18 protein-coding genes are annotated in these 20734 nt (G+C 37.6%); 7 read left to right on the forward strand and 11 right to left on the reverse strand.

Annotation, left to right across the window (positions count from 1 at the left end; translation table 11 throughout):
- Positions 1-33 precede the first annotated feature (33 nt).
- From A6A10_RS03460 to proC, 8 genes are all read right to left on the reverse strand, one after another.
- Positions 34-789 carry an ABC transporter permease gene (locus A6A10_RS03460; protein WP_121121952.1) on the reverse strand — a complete coding sequence of 252 codons (756 nt, stop codon included), beginning with the start codon at positions 787-789 and terminating at the stop codon, positions 34-36.
- Positions 790-800: 11 nt separating this feature from the next.
- Positions 801-1697, reverse strand: coding sequence for an ABC transporter ATP-binding protein (locus A6A10_RS03465; protein WP_121121950.1), 897 nt, complete (start codon positions 1695-1697; stop codon positions 801-803).
- Positions 1694-3793 carry a DNA polymerase III subunit gamma/tau gene (dnaX, locus tag A6A10_RS03470; RefSeq protein WP_121121948.1) on the reverse strand — a complete coding sequence of 700 codons (2100 nt, stop codon included), beginning with the start codon at positions 3791-3793 and terminating at the stop codon, positions 1694-1696. The genes A6A10_RS03465 and dnaX overlap by 4 nt, the downstream gene beginning before the upstream one ends.
- 37 nt (positions 3794-3830) lie before the next feature.
- On the reverse strand, positions 3831-4373 hold the full coding sequence (gene apt, locus A6A10_RS03475) for an adenine phosphoribosyltransferase (RefSeq protein ID WP_121121946.1): 543 nt from the start codon (positions 4371-4373) through the stop codon (positions 3831-3833).
- Between the two features lie 201 nt (positions 4374-4574).
- A complete protein-coding gene (locus tag A6A10_RS03480) occupies positions 4575-6032 on the reverse strand; it encodes a surface lipoprotein assembly modifier (protein ID WP_121121944.1) in 1458 nt (485 codons plus the stop codon).
- A 59-nt stretch (positions 6033-6091) separates the two neighbouring features.
- Complete coding sequence (locus A6A10_RS03485; RefSeq protein WP_121121942.1) at positions 6092-6748, reverse strand: HupA family protein; 657 nt, start codon at positions 6746-6748, stop codon at positions 6092-6094.
- Between the two features lie 130 nt (positions 6749-6878).
- Positions 6879-8033 carry a 3-phenylpropionate MFS transporter gene (locus A6A10_RS03490; RefSeq protein ID WP_121121940.1) on the reverse strand — a complete coding sequence of 385 codons (1155 nt, stop codon included), beginning with the start codon at positions 8031-8033 and terminating at the stop codon, positions 6879-6881.
- The gene (proC, locus tag A6A10_RS03495) at positions 8030-8848 is read right to left on the reverse strand and encodes a pyrroline-5-carboxylate reductase (RefSeq protein WP_121122295.1); all 819 of its coding nucleotides are present in this window, start codon (positions 8846-8848) and stop codon (positions 8030-8032) included. The genes A6A10_RS03490 and proC overlap by 4 nt, the downstream gene beginning before the upstream one ends.
- 78 nt (positions 8849-8926) lie before the next feature.
- Here proC and rdgC point away from each other — a divergent pair, with 78 nt between their 5' ends.
- The 4 genes from rdgC to A6A10_RS03515 all read left to right on the forward strand — a co-directional run bounded on the left by rdgC (position 8927) and on the right by A6A10_RS03515 (position 14009).
- The gene (gene rdgC, locus A6A10_RS03500; RefSeq protein ID WP_121121938.1) at positions 8927-9835 is read left to right on the forward strand and encodes a recombination-associated protein RdgC; all 909 of its coding nucleotides are present in this window, start codon (positions 8927-8929) and stop codon (positions 9833-9835) included.
- The gene (locus A6A10_RS03505) at positions 9835-11085 is read left to right on the forward strand and encodes a multifunctional CCA addition/repair protein (protein WP_121121936.1); all 1251 of its coding nucleotides are present in this window, start codon (positions 9835-9837) and stop codon (positions 11083-11085) included. Before rdgC ends, A6A10_RS03505 begins: the two co-directional genes overlap by 1 nt.
- 124 nt (positions 11086-11209) lie before the next feature.
- Positions 11210-11749, forward strand: a complete 540-nt coding sequence (hpt, locus tag A6A10_RS03510) for a hypoxanthine phosphoribosyltransferase (protein WP_121121935.1) — start codon at positions 11210-11212, stop codon at positions 11747-11749.
- A gap of 85 nt (positions 11750-11834) precedes the next feature.
- Positions 11835-14009 carry a transglycosylase SLT domain-containing protein gene (locus A6A10_RS03515; protein ID WP_121121932.1) on the forward strand — a complete coding sequence of 725 codons (2175 nt, stop codon included), beginning with the start codon at positions 11835-11837 and terminating at the stop codon, positions 14007-14009.
- A 59-nt stretch (positions 14010-14068) separates the two neighbouring features.
- Here the strand turns inward: A6A10_RS03515 and polA are convergent, their stop codons facing one another.
- Positions 14069-16939 carry a DNA polymerase I gene (polA, locus tag A6A10_RS03520; RefSeq protein ID WP_121122293.1) on the reverse strand — a complete coding sequence of 957 codons (2871 nt, stop codon included), beginning with the start codon at positions 16937-16939 and terminating at the stop codon, positions 14069-14071.
- Between the two features lie 183 nt (positions 16940-17122).
- Positions 17123-18733: a phosphoenolpyruvate carboxykinase (ATP) gene (gene pckA, locus A6A10_RS03525; RefSeq protein ID WP_121121930.1), complete on the reverse strand. Its 1611-nt coding sequence runs from the start codon at positions 18731-18733 to the stop codon at positions 17123-17125.
- A gap of 232 nt (positions 18734-18965) precedes the next feature.
- On the opposite strand from pckA, the gene ftsB reads away from it, so the two are divergent.
- From ftsB to ispF, 3 genes are read left to right on the forward strand one after another with little or no spacing between them, the layout of a single operon-like run.
- The gene (gene ftsB / locus A6A10_RS03530) at positions 18966-19241 is read left to right on the forward strand and encodes a cell division protein FtsB (RefSeq protein WP_121121928.1); all 276 of its coding nucleotides are present in this window, start codon (positions 18966-18968) and stop codon (positions 19239-19241) included.
- A gap of 11 nt (positions 19242-19252) precedes the next feature.
- Positions 19253-19939: a 2-C-methyl-D-erythritol 4-phosphate cytidylyltransferase gene (ispD, locus tag A6A10_RS03535; protein ID WP_121121926.1), complete on the forward strand. Its 687-nt coding sequence runs from the start codon at positions 19253-19255 to the stop codon at positions 19937-19939.
- Complete coding sequence (gene ispF, locus A6A10_RS03540) at positions 19932-20408, forward strand: 2-C-methyl-D-erythritol 2,4-cyclodiphosphate synthase (protein WP_121121924.1); 477 nt, start codon at positions 19932-19934, stop codon at positions 20406-20408. The genes ispD and ispF overlap by 8 nt, the downstream gene beginning before the upstream one ends.
- Here the strand turns inward: ispF and A6A10_RS03545 are convergent, their stop codons facing one another.
- A complete protein-coding gene (locus A6A10_RS03545) occupies positions 20409-20681 on the reverse strand; it encodes a GNAT family N-acetyltransferase (RefSeq protein ID WP_121121922.1) in 273 nt (90 codons plus the stop codon). It lies immediately after the preceding gene.
- Between the last annotated feature and the right edge of the window lie 53 nt (positions 20682-20734).

Raw genomic sequence — 20734 nt, forward strand, 5'->3', positions numbered from 1 at the left:
TATCCTATCTCTTTTGTTTTCCTTCTTTGCTGATTAACTTCTTAACCCAACACCTCGGCTAATTAATGAATATACCCAAGCATAAAGTACGACGACAAATAGGATCAGCACACCAAAAGTGTAATAGAGTGACACATCGCTGATGCCTAAAAATCCGTAGCGGAATCCACTAATCATATACACGATAGGATTAAATCGAGAAACGCCTTGCCAAAATTCAGGTAGAAGATTGATTGAGTAGAACACTCCACCTAAATAAGTTAAAGGTGTTAGCACAAAGGTGGGAATAATACCTACATCATCGAATGTCCTTGCATAAATGGCATTAGCAATACCGCCTAATGCAAAGGCAACCGTAGTCAGTAATATAGTCAGAATAATCACAGCCCATGAATGAATATCAAAAGAGATAAAACATAGGGCGACGAGCATCACTAGAATACCGACTAAGACACCTCGAATCACGCTACCTAACACATAGCCCCAAATAATTGTATGGGTAGAAAGTGGCGAAACTAATAATTCTTCAATATTGCGGACAAATTTACTCAAGAAAAATGATGAGGCAGTATTGGTGTAAGAGGCCGTGATCGCTGACATCATAATGAGTCCCGGTGCGATAAATTGCATATAACCAACCCCATTCATATCGCCAATACGACGTCCGATTAAGGTACCAAATATAAGAAAGTAAAGTGTCGTGGTAATAATTGGTGGCACGAGTGTTTGTCGCCAAATTCGCAACACTCGTTTTATTTCTTTCATTACTAAGGTATAAAAACCAATCATATATTGTCCTTTTATTTTAAGCTCATAAACAAGGCTTCTAATCGATTCGATTTATTTCGCATACTTAACACTTCAATGTGTTGTTCACTTAATTGTTGGAAGAGTTTGTTTAGCCCTTGTTCACGTTTTACATCAACTTCAATGGTTGTATCATCCACCCATCTCACAGGGTAGTCATTGATTGCAAGCGGTTTGTTTTCGGCTAAATCTAGCAAAAATGTTTCAGTTTCTAATTTAGCCAGTAATGATTTCATTGAGGTATTTTCAATCAGTTGTCCTTGCTGAATAATCCCAATATGACGGCATAAACTTTCCGCTTCTTCTAAATAGTGAGTAGTTAAAATAATGGTTGTTCCTTGCTCATTCAGCTCAGTTAAAAATTCCCACATACTGCGACGTAACTCAATATCAACCCCTGCTGTAGGCTCATCTAAAATAAGTAATTTAGGGTTATGCATCAATGCACGGGCAATCATCACTCGACGTTTCATACCACCCGATAATTCACGTGTATGATGGTTGCGTTTATCCCATAATTCTAATTTTTTTAACCAATATTCAGCACGTTTTAACGCCTCTTTATGTGGCACGCCATAGAATCCTGCTTGGTTCATAATCACATCAATCACGGGTTCAAATTGGTTAAAATTGAATTCTTGTGGAACTAGCCCGATTTGCTGTTTTAGCTTGGTTTTTTCTTTATCTAAATCGTAGCCAAAGACTTTCACCGTACCGCTAGTTTTATTCACTAAACAGCTGATAATACCAATCGTAGTGGATTTACCAGCCCCGTTATGTCCAAGTAAGGCGTAAAAATCGCCCTGGGCAACGGTAAGATCGATCCCCTTAATTGCTTGAACACCCGTAGGGTATTGTTTGACTAAGTTTTTAATTTCTAATGCATTCATTCTTCTATTACTACCGCTCTGATGGTTGATTCGTCTAGTTGAGCATTAAATGTATCCATTAATAGTTTTAGTTTAGGATCCTTTAATAATGCTTGTTTGGCCTCGGCAGTCATTTGTTCATAAATAATTCTGCGTAATTCTAATGGTGTCTGGTTACCATTGCTCTCTCCAAGGCTTAAATCATAGGTTAATCCTTGGGCTGCCAGTGCATCTGCTAATTTTTTTAGATTATCAGGATGATTCAAATGTGCAACCGATGATTTTAAGATTAGATGGAGATGATTGCCTTCTCTGCTCGTGAGATAACTGTTTAAAGCAACTTGTCGCACGAGTCCAGGTAAGTCTAACGATTCAACAATTTTGCACCATTCATCTTGTTCACAAGAAAGCGCAATTGTTTTTCTCAGTAACTCTGGCGTTTTCTCTTGTAGAATCGCTTGCTTAATATCCGATGGTTTAGGTGATGACTCTTCGATTTCTAATTCGGGATTAAGCCACGTCCAGCGATAATCTTCATCGGTAGATTTTGTCGCTTGCGATTGTTGTGGTTGAGACTTTTGAGTTTTATGTATAGGTTCAGCTTTTTTCGCTAAATTAGCAAAACGTTCTTGGATACTTAAATCAGAAGATTGTTTCGGCTTTTTAGGAATTACTTCAGGCTTTTTTTTTTCGTCTTGTGACTCAGTTTGCCCTTGTAATTTCTTTAAGGCATTGAGGGCTAAAGCGGCATTAGCCACAATATCATTTTCGCTATTGTATTCAGTCGTTACTACCGTTGTCGGTGTCGTCACTGGTTTTGATTCAGTTACGGAGACATTTGCAGATTGTTGAGCAGAACTGACCGCTTGTTCAGGCTTTTGCTGTGCCTGTACTTGTCTTTCAGCTTGTGGTTGCTGATTATGACGCAGTTTTTCTCGTAATTGTTCAAACTGCTGTGATGGCTGTGCTTGTGGCTGAACTTGTCTTGCAGGTTGAGGCTGAGTTGGCTTGATCTCAGTAGTTGCCGATGATGATTCAACATATTTAGGATGAAACGCTAAGGCTCTTAAGATCGTCATTTCTACCCCAATACGCTGATCAGGGGCGAAAGGTAGCTCTTTTTTACCCGTCAAAATAAGCTGATAGAAGAATTGAATATCTTCTGGCGAAATTTGGCGGGCAAGAAAATGTAAAGTGGTTTCTTCTTGAGCTGATTTTGGTAATAGCTGAAGCATTGCAATCTTATGCAAGGTTTCTGCCAGATCTGATAGGAATTGCTGCCAATCTACACCTTTGGTCGCAACGGATTGAATCACGTTCATTGCTTTTTCGCCATCCGCTAGCGCAAGGGCTTGCACTAATTCAAGCGGTTGATGATCATCAATCAAACCAAGCATTTGGCTCACCACGTCAGCGGTGACATTCGCATTGCTCATTGCAATCGCTTGATCGGTTAAACTCAACGAATCACGAATGCTGCCTTGAGCTGCCTTAGCCAGTTTTTCTAATGCTAATACTTCAAAAGGAATATTTTCCTGTTTCAGAATAAAACTTAAGTGATCTTGAATCTGCTGTTGCTCCAATGCACGCAAGTGGAATTGAATACAACGAGAGAGGATTGTAATCGGCAGTTTTTGTGGATCAGTGGTTGCCAATAGAAATTTGACGTACTGTGGCGGTTCTTCCAACGTTTTTAATAACGCATTAAAACTATGGCGAGAGAGCATATGCACTTCATCGATGAGGTAAACCTTGAATCGACCGACAGTAGGTTTATATTGCACGTTATCAAGGAGTTCACGAGTGTCTTCTACTTTGGTACGCGACGCCGCATCGATCTCAATCAGATCGATGAATCGACCTTCCTCAATTGCTTTACAGTTCTCACATTGACCACAAGGATCTGCTGTAATGCCTTTTTCACAATTTAAGCCTTTTGCAAAAAGGCGGGCAATGGAAGTTTTACCTACACCACGAGTCCCAGAAAAGAGATAAGCGTGATGCAAGCGTCCCTCTCTTAATCCGTTTTCGAGAGCAGCTAATACGTGCTGTTGCCCCACAACGTCGCTAAAACGTTGTGGTCGCCATTTTCGAGCAAGAACTTGATAAGAAGACAAATTGACTGATCCTATTTATTCTTTATTAAAGGAGAGATTAGTGACCGTCAAAACTGACTAATGAGAAAGATTTAACGCCCATTTTTTCTAAACGCTCTGCACCGCCTAACACAGGCAACCAAATTACGAATGCAGCGTGCTCAACGTTACCATTTAAACGACGAATTAATTTTACTGTCGCTTCAACAGTACCGCCTGTTGCAAGTAGATCATCAAGGATCAATACGTTATCGCCTGCTTGAATTGAATCAGTATGAATCTCTAATGTATCTTCGCCATATTCTAATGTGTAAGATTGAGAGATAGTTTCACGAGGAAGTTTGTTTGGTTTACGAACCAACACAAATGGCACACCTAATGCTAACGCAACGGGCGCACCAAAAATAAAGCCACGAGATTCTGTTCCTACAACTTTCGTAATGCCTTTGTCTTTAAATTCTGCAACGATTGCATCAATGGTTGCTTGGAATGCTTCTGGTACTTCTAGAAGTGAGGTGATATCACGAAAGATAATTCCTTCTTTTGGATAGTTAGGAATAGATTTGATAGAAGATTTTATTAAATCTAATTGTGGGTTCATTGTTTGACCTTTTCTTTTTTAATTGGGAAAAATAACCTGAGGAATTTAACAAAAATTACGAGAATTACAAGGAAAATGTGCAAATAAGCGGTTCGTTGTAACAAAAGTTTTGTAATAAGTAAAATATTTCATTACCAAAGCCTAACCAAATGCATTAAGTAATAGTCATCTGTTTAGCCTATACCTTTTATTTAATCAAAATTATAAACCTACTTCAAATACTAGATTTATGTTTTTATCTGTATATTGATATAAACTAGGAATATTACTGGACTGCTTATGCCATTTTAAGACTAATTTAGGTGTAATGTGCCACAATTGCCAATCTCTTTTCCAAAGCATGATGGTTGCTACATAAATTTTATCTATACGTCTTTTACCTAGTGGAAATACTCCGATTTTAGCTTGATCTTTATATTTCCTATGACTCGCAGAAAGAAAAATATGGTTTGATAGCCCTTCCCATTCCCAATGTTTTTCCCAGCCTATGCGAAGTGTAGTTTTATCATTGCTATATTGTTTTGCTCTCGTATTTTCGTGGTAATAATCTGCGCCGACATAACTAAATTGTGTCGAGTCATTTTGCCAAAGAAGGGTCGAAGATAATTGATAATTTATCCCATTAAGTACGGTATTTTCTGGATAGCGTTGAATTGCATATTCTCCAGAAGCTGAATATTGCCAATGAGGTGTAAGCCATTTTCGATAACTTAAATGTAACCCTCCAGATTTGGAATAGCGATGATTACCATACCAACGCAGAGCATAGAATGGCGTAATTTTAGTGACACTCAGAGTATTTTTATAGGCATAGCCTAGTGAAGTACGAGAGTTCGCATCATCAAATGAATGATTTGTCCAATAACTTTTACCATAGAGTTGTTGCTCAAAAATGAGATAATGATTTTTATATAAATTAAACTCTTTACTTAAATTTAGACTGTAACTTATTCCCTTGGCTTTTTGTGGCAACATTGATTTTCCTTTTTTAAACGGAAGTCCTGCTAGCGTTATTTCTGGAATATAAGTCGAACTTGAAGCATTATTGACATTTCTTTCATTTACGTAAGAAGCTGTTATGTTAAATTTCCAATTGTTTTGTTGTTGAATTGAGTAAAGGTAAGATTCTACTTGCGCTTTAATTGTATCAGGTAAATCACTCTCTTGTCTTAGTTTTTCAAATTGTTCTCTAGCAAGGTTATTTTGCTTATTTTCAAATAGTGTGGTTGCTAGTGTAAATCGAATAGGATTAAGTTTAGGATTACTTACTAAAATTTTTCTATATAATTTGATGGCTTGTTCAAAATTACCATTTTCCTTTTCAATTCTGGCATAAGCAAAATCAAGCAAAATAGGGTCTTTATTTGGGAACGATTCATAGATTTTGAGTAAAAATGGGATAAATTTAATATTATTTTGTAAGAGTAAATTATTTAATATTTTTTCAGTAAGATAAATATTATTTTTCAAATCATCATATGAAAAATCATCAGGAATATCGGGTGAATTTTGTTCACTAAATTTGAGTTGTTCGGCAGTATTAGGCATTTTTTGCATGAAATTGGCATCAAATGGTTCAATAGCATTGTGATCTGTTAGCTCAATTGAAAAGACAGATAAAGGTAAGAATGAAAAAAATAAAAAGAAAAAATGTTTCATAAATAAAAGGAAAAAAATAGTGCCTTAAATTAATAAGGCACTGCATTGAAAGAATAGTATTATTGTTGTTTTTCTGCTACAAAAGCACCACCTAAGATTTGAGAGCCATTTGTTTCTGAACTTTTCTCAATCTTGCCGACAACGTTTTCTGCTTTAGGACCAGCGAAAGAACCGTTATAAGTTGATGTAATCGGAGTGGATGCTCCGTGTTCAGTATAAGTAAATTTTCCTCCACTAAAGGTTAAATTTTCCTGAATGTCTGCATCTCCAAATTTAACATAGATTATTTCATTTTTCTGGTTTTCTCCGCTAATTTTGCCGTTATTAACATTAAAAGTTACTTTGGTATTTGCTGAAGTAATATCAGAAGAATCATTTTTACTTAGTTGAAAAGAAAGCTCTCCCTCAAATGTTCCCTGAATATTATTTTTATTAATGTCTTTAGTTGGTTTTTCTTTAACCAGTGTTTTGTATTCAGGAGAATTTGTCGAATCGAGGTAATACAAACTGTATGCTTTAACAACACCTTCCTTAACATTTGGGTCAGTTTTATTCTCAATGCTGATTTTCATAGCTTCAAATTTGTCAGAATCTGTGATTTCAAAATCATCAGGAAGAATTTGAAGTTTATTAGAGGATCCACCAGAAGAACCACATCCAACGATAGTAAAAGAAGCAATGGTTGCCAATACAATATTTAATTTTAAAGATTTCATATGTTTTCCTTTATTTTTACTAGGTAAAAAATTGACGTATAAGTTATTTATTTACCAATAAGAGAATTATAATTTAAAAACTTTAAAAGTGAATAGAAGTTTGATTTTTCTTTTATAAAACAACCAGTTGTTAAAATTTTGTTTCAAATTTTCTCGGCACAATAAATATGGCAGGTAGAGCAAAAATTGCCATAAGTCCAAAACTTATCGATGGTGAATATTGATAAGTAAGGCCAGCAATAAATGTAAATATCGCCATAAGAATACAGTTTGAAATACTAAAATAGAGTGCTTGTAGTTTTGCTATATGTTCTACGGGTTGAGATGAAATATAGCGAATCATTGCATAATGTCCTGCCGCATAAGAAATGGAGTGGAGTAACTGCACAAAAACTAAAATCATAAAATCATGTGTAGAGGCAATGATACCCCAACGTAAAATCGCCCCCAATGCTGATAAGATAACGAGATGCTGAGTTTTCCATCCTTTGAACGCTTTATTTGAGAAGAAGAAAAAAATGATCTCGGCAATCACCGCAGCTGCCCATAAAAAGCTTGCATCCTGTGTACTAATTCCATTGCTCGACCAGTAAATTGTACTATAAGCGTAATAGGCAGCATGAGAGGCTTGGATTAACGAAATGGCAATCATAATTTTCATGGTTTCTGGTGCTTTGAATAATTGCCAGTAAGTAATATTTGATATCTTTGGTTGATCGTGATTATTTTGAGTAAATCCAACGGTAGGATTTAGCATTAACCCAATGCCAAGGAAAATCAACCAAGCCGTTAAGATCCAAATAATCGCAGATTCTTCAAGATAATTGAGTAAAAATCCTGTTGAAACAGACCCGACTACGAAAGCCATAGATCCAAATAAGCGACTTCTTCCATAGTCTAAATTCACTTGTTGTTGCCATGTTGATGCAATGGTATCGCCAATTGGCATTGATCCTCCATTAAACATATGGAAAACAGCAATAACAGGTAACAATATCCAAACTGATCCAACGCTCCAAGCTACAATAAATAAAATGGCGACCGTTGCCCAAGTAAGAATGCGATTTAATGGAATTAAGCGATTAGGATTGGCAGCTTTTTGCGAAAAAAACATCGCCCCAAGAAAACGGAAAATATAGCCTAAGGAAATAATCAAACCGATCATTTCAGTATCATATTCGTGGTGTTTTAACCAAACAGGTAAGAAAGGGAGTAAAACACCGTAGGCACAATAAAAACCAAAAAAGTTAAAAGAAGACCATTGAAAAGGGCTAAGTTTAATCATAGTTGTTTTTCCATTTCTTCCGCACGTTTGATCGCAGCGTGCATTGCTTGATTGACTATTTCAGAGAGATTATGCTGTTCAAAAACAGATAATGCTTGGGCAGTTGTCCCGCCTTTTGAGGTCACATTTTCTCGTAAAGTTGATAGTGGAATATCGGGATTTTCTACCACCATTTTACTTGCCCCTAAAGCAACGGACTGCACCAGAAAACGAGCATCTTGTTCACTGAATCCCATCTGTACCGCTGACTGTTGCATTGCCTCCATAAATCGAAAGAAATAAGCAGGGCTACTCCCCGTGATCGCAATGATCTGATTCAACTTGTCTTCGGATTCCACCCAATAACATTTGCCGACGGAAGAAAGCAATGATTCCGTAAATTCACAAGCGGTCGGATCTACGGATTTTTTTGCAAATAATCCCGACAAACCTTCGCCAATAAGTGAAGGCGTATTAGGCATTGAGCGAATAATATTTTTTGCCGTCGGGAGTAAGTTTTCTAAGCGAGTGACTGAAATACCCGCAGCCACAGAGAGAACCCATTTATGTGAAAAATCCACATTCGCAAATTCAGCACAGACTTCCGCCATCACTTGAGGTTTCACCGCTAAAATAATCACATCGGCTTGTTCAACAGCTTGTCTGTTCGACAAATTCACTGTAACGCCCATATTTTTTAGTTCATCTCGGCGAGCTTGGTTACTTTTATTGCAAGCGATCACTAATTCACTTGGATACCCACTTTTAATTAGCCCTGAAATAATCGCAAAAGCCATATTCCCCGCACCAATAAAGGCGACCTTTTTCCGTTGCATCATAATTCTCTCTTTTTGTAAATTGATTCAGTTAGCGTAGAATATAGGTATTTTACGCTATCAATGAAGGATTACTAAATGTTTTGGTTTAAAAATGTGATGATTTATCGCCTAACGACCCCACTTACGCTTGAGTCGGCAGAATTTGAGCAACAGCTTGAACAAACAAAATACACCCCTTGCCAACAAAGTGATATGAGCAAATTTGGTTGGTCTTCGCCACTCGTTACCAGTGAATTATTACATTTTTCACAAGGTAAACAATTCTTAGTTGTGGCGCATAAAGAAGATAAATTATTGCCCGCGCCAGTTATCAAAAAAGAAACGGATTCTCGCATTGAGATTTTCGAGCAAAAAGAGCAACGCAAAGCCAGAAAAATAGAAAAGCAATCTATCAAAGATGACGTAATCGCTATGTTATTACCGAGAGCCTTTAGCAAACACCAAAGCACAGCCATTTGGTTAGATTTAGACAATCAATTGGTTTATGTGGATTCAGCATCAAGCAAACGTGCGGAAGATGCCCTTTCATTATTGCGTAAAACGTTAGGTTCATTACCCGTCGTGCCAATTTCATTTGCTCAACAACCGAGTGAAGCAATGACGGCTTGGCTTGCTAAAGGGCATACACCTCATTGGTTGAATTTACTTGAAGAGGCAGAATTAAAATCTTTCGATACAGAAAGTATCATCCGTTGTAAACGTCAAGATTTAGAGAGCGAAGAAATTGCCTTGCATCTTTCCGCAGGAAAGTTGGTGACAAAATTAGCATTGGATTGGGATAGCCATTTCTCGTTTGTGTTGAACGAGGATGCCACACTTACTCGTGTAAAATTTGCTGATGAAATTCGTGAAAAAAATGAAGATATTTTGAAAGAGGATATTGCTCAACGTTTCGATGCCGATTTCTTGTTAATGACGGAAGAACTGCGTTTATTTACCGAGAAATTGACCGAAGAATTAGGTGGCATTAAGGAACGTTTATAATGGAGATTTACCTTGTCGGTGGGGCAGTCCGAGATCAGCTATTAGGCTTACCCGTTAAAGATAAAGATTGGCTAGTGGTTGGGGCGACACCCGAGCAATTATTGGCGGAAGGCTATCAGCAAGTGGGCAACGACTTCCCTGTTTTTTTACACCCTAAAACTCGAGAAGAATATGCGTTAGCTCGTACAGAACGTAAGAGTGGTAAAGGTTACACGGGCTTTATCTGTGATTTTTCGCCAGAAGTCACGCTAGAGCAAGATCTGATCCGCCGAGATTTAACCATCAATGCAATCGCCCAAGAGCTGAATGGAGAGTTGCACGATTTTTACGGGGGCTTATCCGATCTTAACAACAAAATTTTACGTCACGTTTCCCCTGCATTTAGTGAAGATCCATTACGCGTTTTGAGGGTGGCACGCTTTGCTGCTCGTTATCATTCGCTAGGGTTTTCGATTGCGGACGAAACAGTAAAATTAATGCGAGAAATGACCGCTTGTGGCGAGTTAAATCATTTAACTGCTGAGCGTGTATGGCTAGAAACCCAAAAAGCCTTTGCCACACCGTCCCCTCAAGTTTATTTCCAAGTATTGAGAAAAATAGGGGCATTAAAAGTCTTATTCCCAGAAGTTGATGCGTTATTTGGTGTGCCTCAACCAGAAAAGCACCATCCTGAAATTGATTGCGGTATCCATACCTTAATGGTGGTTGAACAAGCAAAAAAATTAGCAAACCAAGCTAATGATCCTGAAAGTGTATTATTTGCCGCACTGTGCCACGATTTAGGAAAGGCATTATCGCCCAAAGAGATTTTACCTCATCATTACGGACACGAGCAGAAAGGTGTTGAACCCACTCGTCAGCTCGCTAATCGTTTAAAAGTCCCCACTCACACTAAAGATTTTGCCAAGTTAGTCACAGAGTTTCATACCCATTGCCATAAGATTATGGAGTTGCGTCCAGAAACTGTGGTTAAGCTATTTAATAAATTTGATGCGTGGCGGAAACCACAACGATTTTTTGATTTTTTACTGGCGTGTAAAGCCGATTCACGAGGACGATTAGGTTTTGAAGATCGAGAATATCCTCAAGTCGAGTACGCTAAACAGCTATTCCACATTGCCAATCAAGTCGAAGTGAAAAAAGTGATCGAAGACGGCTTTGAAAAATCCGCTATTCGAGTTGAATTAGATAAACGCAGAGCATTAGCGATCAAACAATTTAAGCAATCGCAAATGAATCGTAATAATTAAACTAAATGTAGAGAATTAAAACAGGGATTTTTGCAAAATAAGGCAAAAAGGGCTACCATTCTTCTCCAAGTTATATGGTAATACACATAAGTTTATTACACCTTACGCATTCATAGGATCGATAATGAAAAAACACCATCTTAATACACTTATTTCAGCAGAGGACGTGCAAAATCGGATTGCTGAGTTAGCAAAAGAAATCAATCATGATTATCACTATAACCACAGTAAAGATTTAGTGGTGGTGGGGCTGTTACGTGGTTCGTTTATGTTTATGGCGGATCTGGTTCGTCAATTAGATTTACCTGTTGAAGTCGATTTTTTAACGGCATCAAGTTATGGTACAGGTACAGAATCAAGTCGTGATGTGAAGATTCTAAAAGATTTAGATGGCGATATTTGTGGCAAGGATGTGCTTATTGTTGAGGATATTATTGATACAGGTTTTACTTTGAGTAAAGTAAGTGAAATCTTAAAATTAAGAGAACCTCGTTCAGTAAAAATTTGTACCTTGCTTGATAAACCTTCGCGCCGAGAAGTTGAGGTTGATGTTGAGTGGGTGGGTTTCACTATTCCAGATGAATTTGTGGTGGGTTATGGTATTGATTATGCCCAGCACTATCGTAATTTAGATTATATTGCGAAAGTGATCATTGAAGAATAATGCAAAATATTAAATAAAACTAACCGCTTGTTGGCAACTTCAAGCGGTTTTTGTATTCTAATGATCATCAATCAGGAGAGAATGTATGATCAAAAAGTCCTTGGGGTTACTCTTTATCACAACAGTGATACAAAATGCGATCGCTGAAGAAGTAACGCAACAAACAACGCCCCCTAAAGTTTTTTCAGAAAATGAAGTGTTGCAATTAAAGACAGAATGGTTAGCCGAGCAACAGGTTGCTAGTCAAGATCGTCTGAAACAAAGAGCAAATTTCTTACAGTTAGAATCGCTATTGCAAGCAGCTCAATCGCAAGATAAGCTTTCCTCTTATACTTTATCCCTTGCAAGAGGGTTGGTACCAAAAGGTTATCCGTTACAAGAAGATATGGATTGGCTATTCCTTAAAGCTGAACTAGCAATGGCGGATACGGAAAAAAGTGTCTCGATCATCAAAAATTTTACCAGCAAATATCCGGCAATCGCTGAACGAAATCAGTTAGATCAGATTCCATTTTCTCTCTATTTTGATCGTCAGCAATTTGAGGATCTTGTTGCCTATGCAGAAACTTACCCTGCAAGAACCGTAGAAAACCAGTGTCGAGTTTTTGGCGCACAATATCAATTATTAGCGGAAAAAATCCAACCCAACCCAGAGGCTGAACAAGCGGGAAATCGTGAGTCAATTTCAACAGACAGTATGACTAAGCTATTGCAGGATTTTGAGGCCTTTTGGTTGTTAGATATGCAAAGTGATTTCTGGAAAAATGCCAATAGTAGTGAGAAAAATTATTGGCGAAATCACGCATCATTACCCGATTCTTGCGGTGGGCTTGAAAGTTATTGGAAAGATAGTGGTTTAAAAACAGCTGAAAAAGTTAAAACTAAAGCGCTAGAATTATTTGCATTAAATTCATCCGTTGGATTAAAAGGATTGATTTCCAACACTCAAGACAAAGAATTAGCAGAATGGCTAGAAATGGTGGATAATCTAAAATCCTCGCCAAAAAATTTGCAAACTTTTGTGCAGAACGCACCGCTTGATGAGTGGAATAAAAGGTTAGTGGTGGAGAGTTTTTCTTCATTTATTCGCACATTCCCAGAACAGACTGAAAAATCCAGTTTTGCGGATTATCAGCAATGGGCGGAAAAATGGCAACTGACACAAGATGAAATTAACGATTGGAAAGTCGCTATGCTCAATCGTTTATTTGATAATAACGATCCAACTTTTCAACAGTGGCGAGATGATCAGATAAAACAGCTTAAAGTCGATAGCTTGACCGAAAGACGTTTAAGAATTGCGATTCGAGAAAAAGCTGACTTGAATCCTTGGTTAGCATTGCTATCTGATGAATCTAAAAATAAGCAAGAGTGGCAATATTGGCAAGCGAAAGCCAGTTCAGATCAAGCACAAAGAGAGGCAATCTTAAAAGAGTTAATCACAGAGCGTGGTTTTTATCCAATGTTAGCGGCTCAACTTTTGAAACAGCCTTATATATTGGATATTCCACCGATTAAATCCCTTACGCAAGAGCAAAAAGCCCAGTTTGGTCGTCAATTAGATCGTATTCAAGAATTAAGAATATTGAATCGTTTAGGTACTGCGAAATTAGCGTGGGGCGATTTATTACAAGCGGTCAGTTTCGAAGAACAATTAGCATTATCTGAATATGCCTTACAGCAAGATTGGTATGATTTAGTTGTAGATGGCACGATAAAATCAAAAGCGTGGGATCATATTCAGCTACGCTTACCGAATGCTTATTCTGATTGGTTTGATTTGAATTTAGCCAATAAACCAATTCAGAAAAGTTTTGCGATGGCGATTGCCCGACAAGAAAGTGCATGGAATTTCCAAATACGCTCACACGCTAATGCGATTGGTTTAATGCAAATGCTACCAACGACCGCCAGTGAAACTGCGAAAAATAATGAGTTGGTTTATAGCGGAGAGCGAGATCTTGTTTTACCATTTAACAATATTATGCTCGGCACAACCCATTTAACCGAACTCAATCAAAAATACCCGAATAACCGTATTTTAATTGCATCTGCTTATAATGCAGGCGCAAGACGAGCAGATCAGTGGTTAGAACGAGCCAATGGTAAATTAGATATGGACGAGTTTATCGCCACCATCCCATTTTACGAAACAAGAGGCTATGTCGAAAATGTCCTCGCCTATGATTACTATTATCAGACATTGTATGGGAAAGGGGATAAAACGTTATTTTATAAGGAAGAGCAGAGGAAGTATTAGAATAAAAAACAGGCAGGGTTTTCTGCCTGTTTTTTTATTTGTTGGGAAAAATATTAAGACTAATGCGCCTCATCCCAATTCTTACCAATTCCGACTTCTGCAATAAGTGGAACATGGAGGTCGATAGCTCGTTCCATTTCGGCTTTGATAAGGGCCTTGTAGTAATCAATTTTATCTTCTTTTACTTCAAAGACTAGCTCATCGTGTACTTGCATAATCATAAGAATATCATCACGTTGTGCAATGGCTTTGTCGATATTAATCATTGCGACTTTGATGATATCCGCTGCGGTCCCTTGCATTGGGGCGTTGATGGCGACACGTTCTGCAGCTTTACGACGCATTTGGTTACTGGCTTGAATATCGGGTAAATATAAACGGCGTCCGAATAGTGTTTCAACGTAGCCTTTTTCTGCCGCTTTTTCACGAATATCGACCATAAATTGTTGCACTGCAGGGTAGCGTTGGAAATAACGTTCCATATATTTTTTCGCATCGCTACGGCTAATGCCTAATTGGTTCGATAAACCAAATTCACTCATACCATAAATTAAGCCGAAGTTAATCGCTTTAGCACTACGACGTTGCTCGCTTGTTACTTCATCTAAAGCGACACCAAAGATCTCAGCGGCAGTGGCTCTGTGAATATCTCGACCTTCTGCGAAGGCTTGAATCATGGTTTTATCATTCGATAAATGTGCCATAATTCTTAATTCAATTTGGGAATAGTCGGCAGCCATTACCACATAACCCTCACGAGCAATAAAGGCTTGGCGAATACGTCTGCCTTCTTCGTTACGGATCGGGATATTTTGTAAATTTGGATCACTTGATGATAGACGACCTGTTGCGGTTACCGCTTGATGATAGGAAGTATGAACACGCCCCGTTTTTGGGTTAATCATCAATGGGAGTTTATCCGTATAAGTCGATTTTAATTTACTCAGCCCACGATGCTCAATCAGCAATTTAGGCACTTCATGACCTTGTTTGGCTAATTCATCTAATACTTCTTCATTAGTTGAAGGTGCGCCTTTTGGGGTTTTCTTTAAAACGGGCAAGCCTAATTTTGTGAATAAAATCTCTTGCAGTTGCTTGGTTGAGGCTAAGTTAAAGGTTTCTCCTGCCGCCTCGTGAACCAATTTTTCTAATTCAGCTAAACGGGTTTCAATTTCTTTGGAATGATCCAATAATAATTTAGGATCGATGAGTACGCCATTTTGCTCAATATGAGAAAGAGTTTCGACTAATGGCATTTCCATTTTTTCAAAAAGCGCTTGCAGTTCTGGTGATTTAACCAATTCAGCATATAAAACTTGGTGCAGTTTCATTGTAATATCCGCATCTTTGGCGGCATATTCTGTGGCTTTTTCAATTTCAATTTGATCAAAAGTTTTCTGATTTTTTCCTTTGCCAGCTAATTCCTCAAAAGGGATTGTCTTATGATTTAAGTAGCGATCAGACAAATCATCCATATTGTGTCTGCCTGTACTATTTAATGTGTAAGACTCTAGCATCGTATCAAAGGCAACACCTTTAACCTCAATGCCATTTTGTGCGAAGATAGTCAGATCATATTTAATATTTTGCCCAATTTTTTTGATGTTTGGATTTTCTAAAATGGGTTTAAGTTGAGCTAAACAATCTACCTTATTTAATTGATTTGGCAGTAATATTTCCGTTGTGTTAGTCGTTTCTTCAACGTCATCAAACATATCAGTTTGTTGTGGTTCGCTTACTAATCCTTTATGAGTTAATGGAATATAGCACGCCTCGCCATTTTCTAGGGCAAATGAAATTCCAACCAATTCTGCACTCATGGCATCTAAACTGTTTGTTTCTGTATCTACGGCAATAAGTTTCGCATCGTTTAATTTTTTGAGCCAAGGAGTAAATAATTCAGGGGTGTTTACACATTGATAAGCGGTGCGATCAATCGTTACTTTTGCAATTTTTATTTCAGAAGTGACCGCTTGTGAGCTAACCGATGAAGTCGCTTGATAGTTATTTGGGATCTTTTCTGCATTGATCTGCGTAACAGGATTTGCATCACCTAATACTTCATTTAACCAGCGTTTAAATTCATAACGCCCGAATAATTCAACTAATTGATCACGTTGTTGAGGTTGTAAGGTAAGCTGATCGTGAGTAACGTCTAACTCAACGTCAGTTTTAATTGTCGCTAACAAGTAAGATAAATCAGCAACTTCTTTTTCAGCTTCCAATTTCGGTGCAAAGTTTTTTGAACCTCGGAATCCCAATTCAGCTACTTTATCTAAATTGGCATAAATTGTTTCCATTGAGCCTAACCCTTGTAATAAGGCTAGTGCAGTTTTTTCACCCACACCTTTTACACCCGGAATGTTATCCGATGAGTCACCCAGTAAGGCTAAATAATCAATAATTAATTCAGGCGGAATACCATATTTTTCAATTACACCTTCGCGGTCAAGCAAGGTATTATTCATGGTATTGATTAGCATAATATGCTCATTGACTAGCTGTGCCATATCTTTATCGCCTGTACTAATCAATACATCTTTACCATCTCGTGAAGCTTGAATCGCAAGAGTACCAATCACGTCATCAGCCTCTACGCCTTCAATGGAAAGTAGCGGAATACCGAGTGCTTTGATCATGGTATGAAGTGGTTCAATTTGAGAACGTAAATCGTCAGGCATTGGTGGGCGGTGAGATTTATATTGTTCAAATAAATCGTCACGGAATGTTTTGCCTTTTGCATCAAATACCACCGCAATATGGCTTGGTTCAACTTGGGAAATTAAGCTTTTCAGCATATTTAATACGCCATACATTGCTCCTGTCGGCTCACCTTGTTTATTGGTAAGAGGCGGGAATGCGTGAAAAGCTCGATATAGATAAGATGAACCGTCAACTAAGACTAGTGGATTTTGTGCAATAACTGCCATAATTTCTCTCATTAAGTACAAATAATGGGAACATTATACCTAAATCGAGGTGGGTTTTGTCAGTTATTAGCAATTATTACAGTTGGTAAGCGGTGAGTTTAGCTATAAATTTCACTACAAATTCAACTACAAAAAAGGGCTAGTTTTCACTAGCCCTCTCACATTATGAATTATTTAGCAGAATTATTTTTTAGGACCTGCTGCAACTAATGCTTTACCTTCATCATTAGTTGTGTATTTTTCGAAGTTTTTCACGAAACGACCTGCAAGATCTTCTGCTTTAGCTTGCCATTGTGCTTTGTCTGCATAAGTATCACGAGGATCTAAGATTGCAGGATCAACACCTGGTAATGCTTTTGGAATTGCTAAATTGAAGATTGGTAATGAACCCATCTCTGCTTTTTCGATAGAACCATCTAAGATTGCGTCGATAATACCACGAGTATCTTTGATTGAGATACGTTTACCAGTACCGTTCCAACCTGTATTTACTAAGTATGCTTCCGCACCAGATGCTTGCATACGTTTAACTAATACTTCAGCATATTGTGTTGGGTGAAGTGATAAGAATGCTGCACCGAAACATGCTGAGAATGTTGGAGTTGGTTCAGTAATACCACGTTCTGTACCTGCTAATTTTGCAGTAAATCCAGATAAGAAATAGTATTTAGTTTGTTCTGGAGTAAGTTTAGATACTGGTGGTAATACACCGAATGCATCAGCTGTTAAGAAAATAACTTTCTTAGCATGACCAGCTTTTGATACTGGTGTAACGATATTATCAATGTGATAAATTGGGTAAGAAACACGAGTATTTTCTGTTTTTGAACCATCTTCAAATGCAACAGAACCATCTTCTTTTACTACCACGTTTTCTAATAATGCATCACGTTTGATTGCATGATAGATATCTGGTTCGTTTTCTTCTGAAAGATTGATTGTTTTCGCATAGCAACCACCTTCAAAGTTGAATACACCATCGTCATCCCAACCGTGTTCATCATCACCGATTAATTGACGTTTTGGATCTGTTGAAAGCGTTGTTTTACCTGTACCAGATAAACCGAAGAAGATTGCAACGTCGCCTTCTTTACCTACGTTAGCAGAACAGTGCATTGATGCGATGCCTTTTAATGGAAGGAAGTAGTTCATCATTGAGAACATACCTTTCTTCATTTCACCGCCGTACCAAGTACCACCGATTAATTGAACACCTTCAGTAATATTGAACGCAACGAAGTTTTCTGAATTTAAACCTTGTTCTTTCCAGTTAGGGTTAGTAACTTTTGCTCCATTCATTACAACGAAGTTTGGTTTGAAGTTTTTCAATTCTTCTTCAGAAGGGCGAACAAACATATTTTTTACGAAGTGAGCTTGCCATGCAACTTCTGTTACAATACGCACAGCTAAACGAGTGTCTGGGTTAGCACCACAGAACGCATCAACTACGAATAAGCGTTTGTTTGAAAGTTGGTTAGTCACTAACTCTTTTAAACTTTGCCATGTAGCTTGGTTCATTGGTTTGTTATCATTTTTTGCTGCATCAGATGTCCACCAAACAGTATCTTTTGTTTTTTCATCTAATACGATATATTTATCTTTTGGTGAACGACCTGTGAAGATACCAGTATCCACAGCTACGGCACCAGATGTTGTCAAGCGACCTTTTTCAAAGCCTTCTAAACCAGGTTTCATTTCTTCTTCAAAGAGTTGCTCATAACTTGGGTTATAAACGATTTCTTTTACGTTTGTAATACCTAAAAGTTCAAGTTCTTGTACAACACGATTTGACATAGTAACACCTCATATTGGTTAAATTTAAAATAATAACTGGACATATTATAAGTAATAATTTTTTAAAAAAAGACAATCTAAATCAAATTTTTGAACATTTCTTGAAAAATTTACAAATAAAAATATTGATCTGATAAAATAGGGCTAAAATAGAAAAGAAATATTGCAAAATACATAACAATATAACTTCAATTTTTTAACAAATTCACAACTAATTAAATGAGAAAAATAAATGAGAGTTTTAATTGTCTTTTTATCTGTACTTTTATGTTACTTACAATTTAGTTTTTGGTTTGGTAAAAATGGTTGGATTGAATATCAAGAGGCACAAGTACAAGTTGAAGAATTGCGTGAAGAAAATGAACAATTAACAGCACGTAATAATCTGATTAGTGCTGAGATTCAAGATCTTAAGACAGGCGTAAATGCGCTTGAAGAACGAGCAAGACTTGAGAGAGAAATGGTTAAGTCCGATGAAGTTTTTTATCGTATCGTTTCAGACGAGTAATTGAGGTGATTGTGTTACGAAATATTATTGCGATCATCCCAGCTTCAGGTGTTGGCAGTCGAATGGCAGCGAATAAGCCAAAGCAGTACCTTGAAATTCAAGGTAAAACAATTTTAGAACATACCTTACAACCTTTTTTGCAACATTCACAAATCCAAAAAATCATAGTTGCGGTGTCAGAAACTGATCCTTTTTATGCTGATTTAGTGATTTTAAGCCATCCGAAAATTGAATTAGTCTTTGGTGGGGAAACCCGCGCTCATTCTGTTTTTAATGCTTTGCAAAAATTAAATGAGGGCGATTGGGCATTGGTGCATGATGCGGCTAGACCTTGTTTAAAGCGGTCAGATTTGGATAAACTTTTGCAAATTACGGATGAAAGTGGGGCTATTTTAGCTACGCCAACAATTGATACAATCAAAAGAACGGAAAACGGCAAAACGATTGATTATACCGAAGATCGTGCTTTTTTATGGCATGCGCTTACTCCACAGTTTTTCCCCGCTGAGAAACTAAAGAATGCAATAGCGAGTGCATTTACGAAAAATTTAGCGATTACTGATGAGTCATCTGCAATGGAATTAGAAGGTGTTCATCCTCAATTAGTTGAAGGGCGAAGTGATAATATCAAAGTGACTCGTCCAGAAGATCTTGCGTTAGCCGAATTTTATTTATTAAGGAATCAAGAAAATGTTTAGAGTTGGTCACGGTTTTGATGTACACGCATTTAGTGAACAAGGTCCATTGATTATTGGCGGAGTAACAATTCCCTACGAGAAAGGATTTATTGCTCATTCAGATGGTGATGTCGCACTACACGCTTTAACTGATGCGTTACTCGGTGCGGTTGCTTTAGGCGATATTGGCAAGTTATTTCCTGATACAGATATGGCATATAAAGGGGCGAATAGTCGTCATTTATTGATAGAGGCTTATCGTCAAGTGCAAGAAAAAGGCTACGTTGTAAGTAATGTGGATTTAACCATTATCGCACAAGCCCCTAAAATGCGACCTTATATTGATGAAATGAGAAAAGTGATCGCAGAAGATCTAAAGTGTGATGTCGATCAAGTGAATGTGAAGGCAACAACAACGGAAAAACTTGGATTTACAGGGCGACAAGAAGGGATTGCCGCTGAGGCAGTTGCCCTTCTTATGAAACGATAATCAAGCAATTAATTGAGAATGGCTTCGTATCATTCTTTTTTCAACATAACTACAGCTTGGATGAATCTTTAACTGATTTTGTTCAGCAAATTCAATTAAGGCATTGTAAAGTTTTCCTGCAATGCCTTCGCCTTGATGATTTACATCAACTTCTGTGTGATAGGCATTGATAACCTTATCTGATACATACTGATAGGCAAGCTCGCCAATCAGTTTCTTTTGCTCTGTTTGAAAAATAAAACGATGATTTTCTTTATCATGTAATACGTACATTTTAGACTCCTCAAGTTATTTTTTACACGTCTAATATTAGGTAGGTAAATTAT

It is taken from the genome of Otariodibacter oris (genome assembly GCF_009684715.1).
GTDB classification, from domain to species: domain Bacteria; phylum Pseudomonadota; class Gammaproteobacteria; order Enterobacterales; family Pasteurellaceae; genus Otariodibacter; species Otariodibacter oris.

What these genes read in the sequence shown, in the direction of transcription:
- ispF (WP_121121924.1), top strand. Translation starts at nt 19,932, where the DNA reads ATGTTTAGAGTTGGTCACGGTTTTGATGTACACGCATTTAGTGAACAA.
- rdgC (WP_121121938.1), top strand. Translation starts at nt 8,927, where the DNA reads ATGTTTTGGTTTAAAAATGTGATGATTTATCGCCTAACGACCCCACTT.
- polA (WP_121122293.1), bottom strand. Translation starts at nt 16,939, where the DNA reads ATGGCAGTTATTGCACAAAATCCACTAGTCTTAGTTGACGGTTCATCT.
- hpt (WP_121121935.1), top strand. Translation starts at nt 11,210, where the DNA reads ATGAAAAAACACCATCTTAATACACTTATTTCAGCAGAGGACGTGCAA.
- ftsB (WP_121121928.1), top strand. Translation starts at nt 18,966, where the DNA reads ATGAGAGTTTTAATTGTCTTTTTATCTGTACTTTTATGTTACTTACAA.
- proC (WP_121122295.1), bottom strand. Translation starts at nt 8,848, where the DNA reads ATGCAACGGAAAAAGGTCGCCTTTATTGGTGCGGGGAATATGGCTTTT.
- pckA (WP_121121930.1), bottom strand. Translation starts at nt 18,733, where the DNA reads ATGTCAAATCGTGTTGTACAAGAACTTGAACTTTTAGGTATTACAAAC.
- A6A10_RS03465 (WP_121121950.1), bottom strand. Translation starts at nt 1,697, where the DNA reads ATGAATGCATTAGAAATTAAAAACTTAGTCAAACAATACCCTACGGGT.
- apt (WP_121121946.1), bottom strand. Translation starts at nt 4,373, where the DNA reads ATGAACCCACAATTAGATTTAATAAAATCTTCTATCAAATCTATTCCT.
- A6A10_RS03545 (WP_121121922.1), bottom strand. Translation starts at nt 20,681, where the DNA reads ATGTACGTATTACATGATAAAGAAAATCATCGTTTTATTTTTCAAACA.
- A6A10_RS03505 (WP_121121936.1), top strand. Translation starts at nt 9,835, where the DNA reads ATGGAGATTTACCTTGTCGGTGGGGCAGTCCGAGATCAGCTATTAGGC.
- A6A10_RS03515 (WP_121121932.1), top strand. Translation starts at nt 11,835, where the DNA reads ATGATCAAAAAGTCCTTGGGGTTACTCTTTATCACAACAGTGATACAA.
- A6A10_RS03460 (WP_121121952.1), bottom strand. Translation starts at nt 789, where the DNA reads ATGATTGGTTTTTATACCTTAGTAATGAAAGAAATAAAACGAGTGTTG.
- A6A10_RS03490 (WP_121121940.1), bottom strand. Translation starts at nt 8,033, where the DNA reads ATGATTAAACTTAGCCCTTTTCAATGGTCTTCTTTTAACTTTTTTGGT.
- A6A10_RS03485 (WP_121121942.1), bottom strand. Translation starts at nt 6,748, where the DNA reads ATGAAATCTTTAAAATTAAATATTGTATTGGCAACCATTGCTTCTTTT.
- A6A10_RS03480 (WP_121121944.1), bottom strand. Translation starts at nt 6,032, where the DNA reads ATGAAACATTTTTTCTTTTTATTTTTTTCATTCTTACCTTTATCTGTC.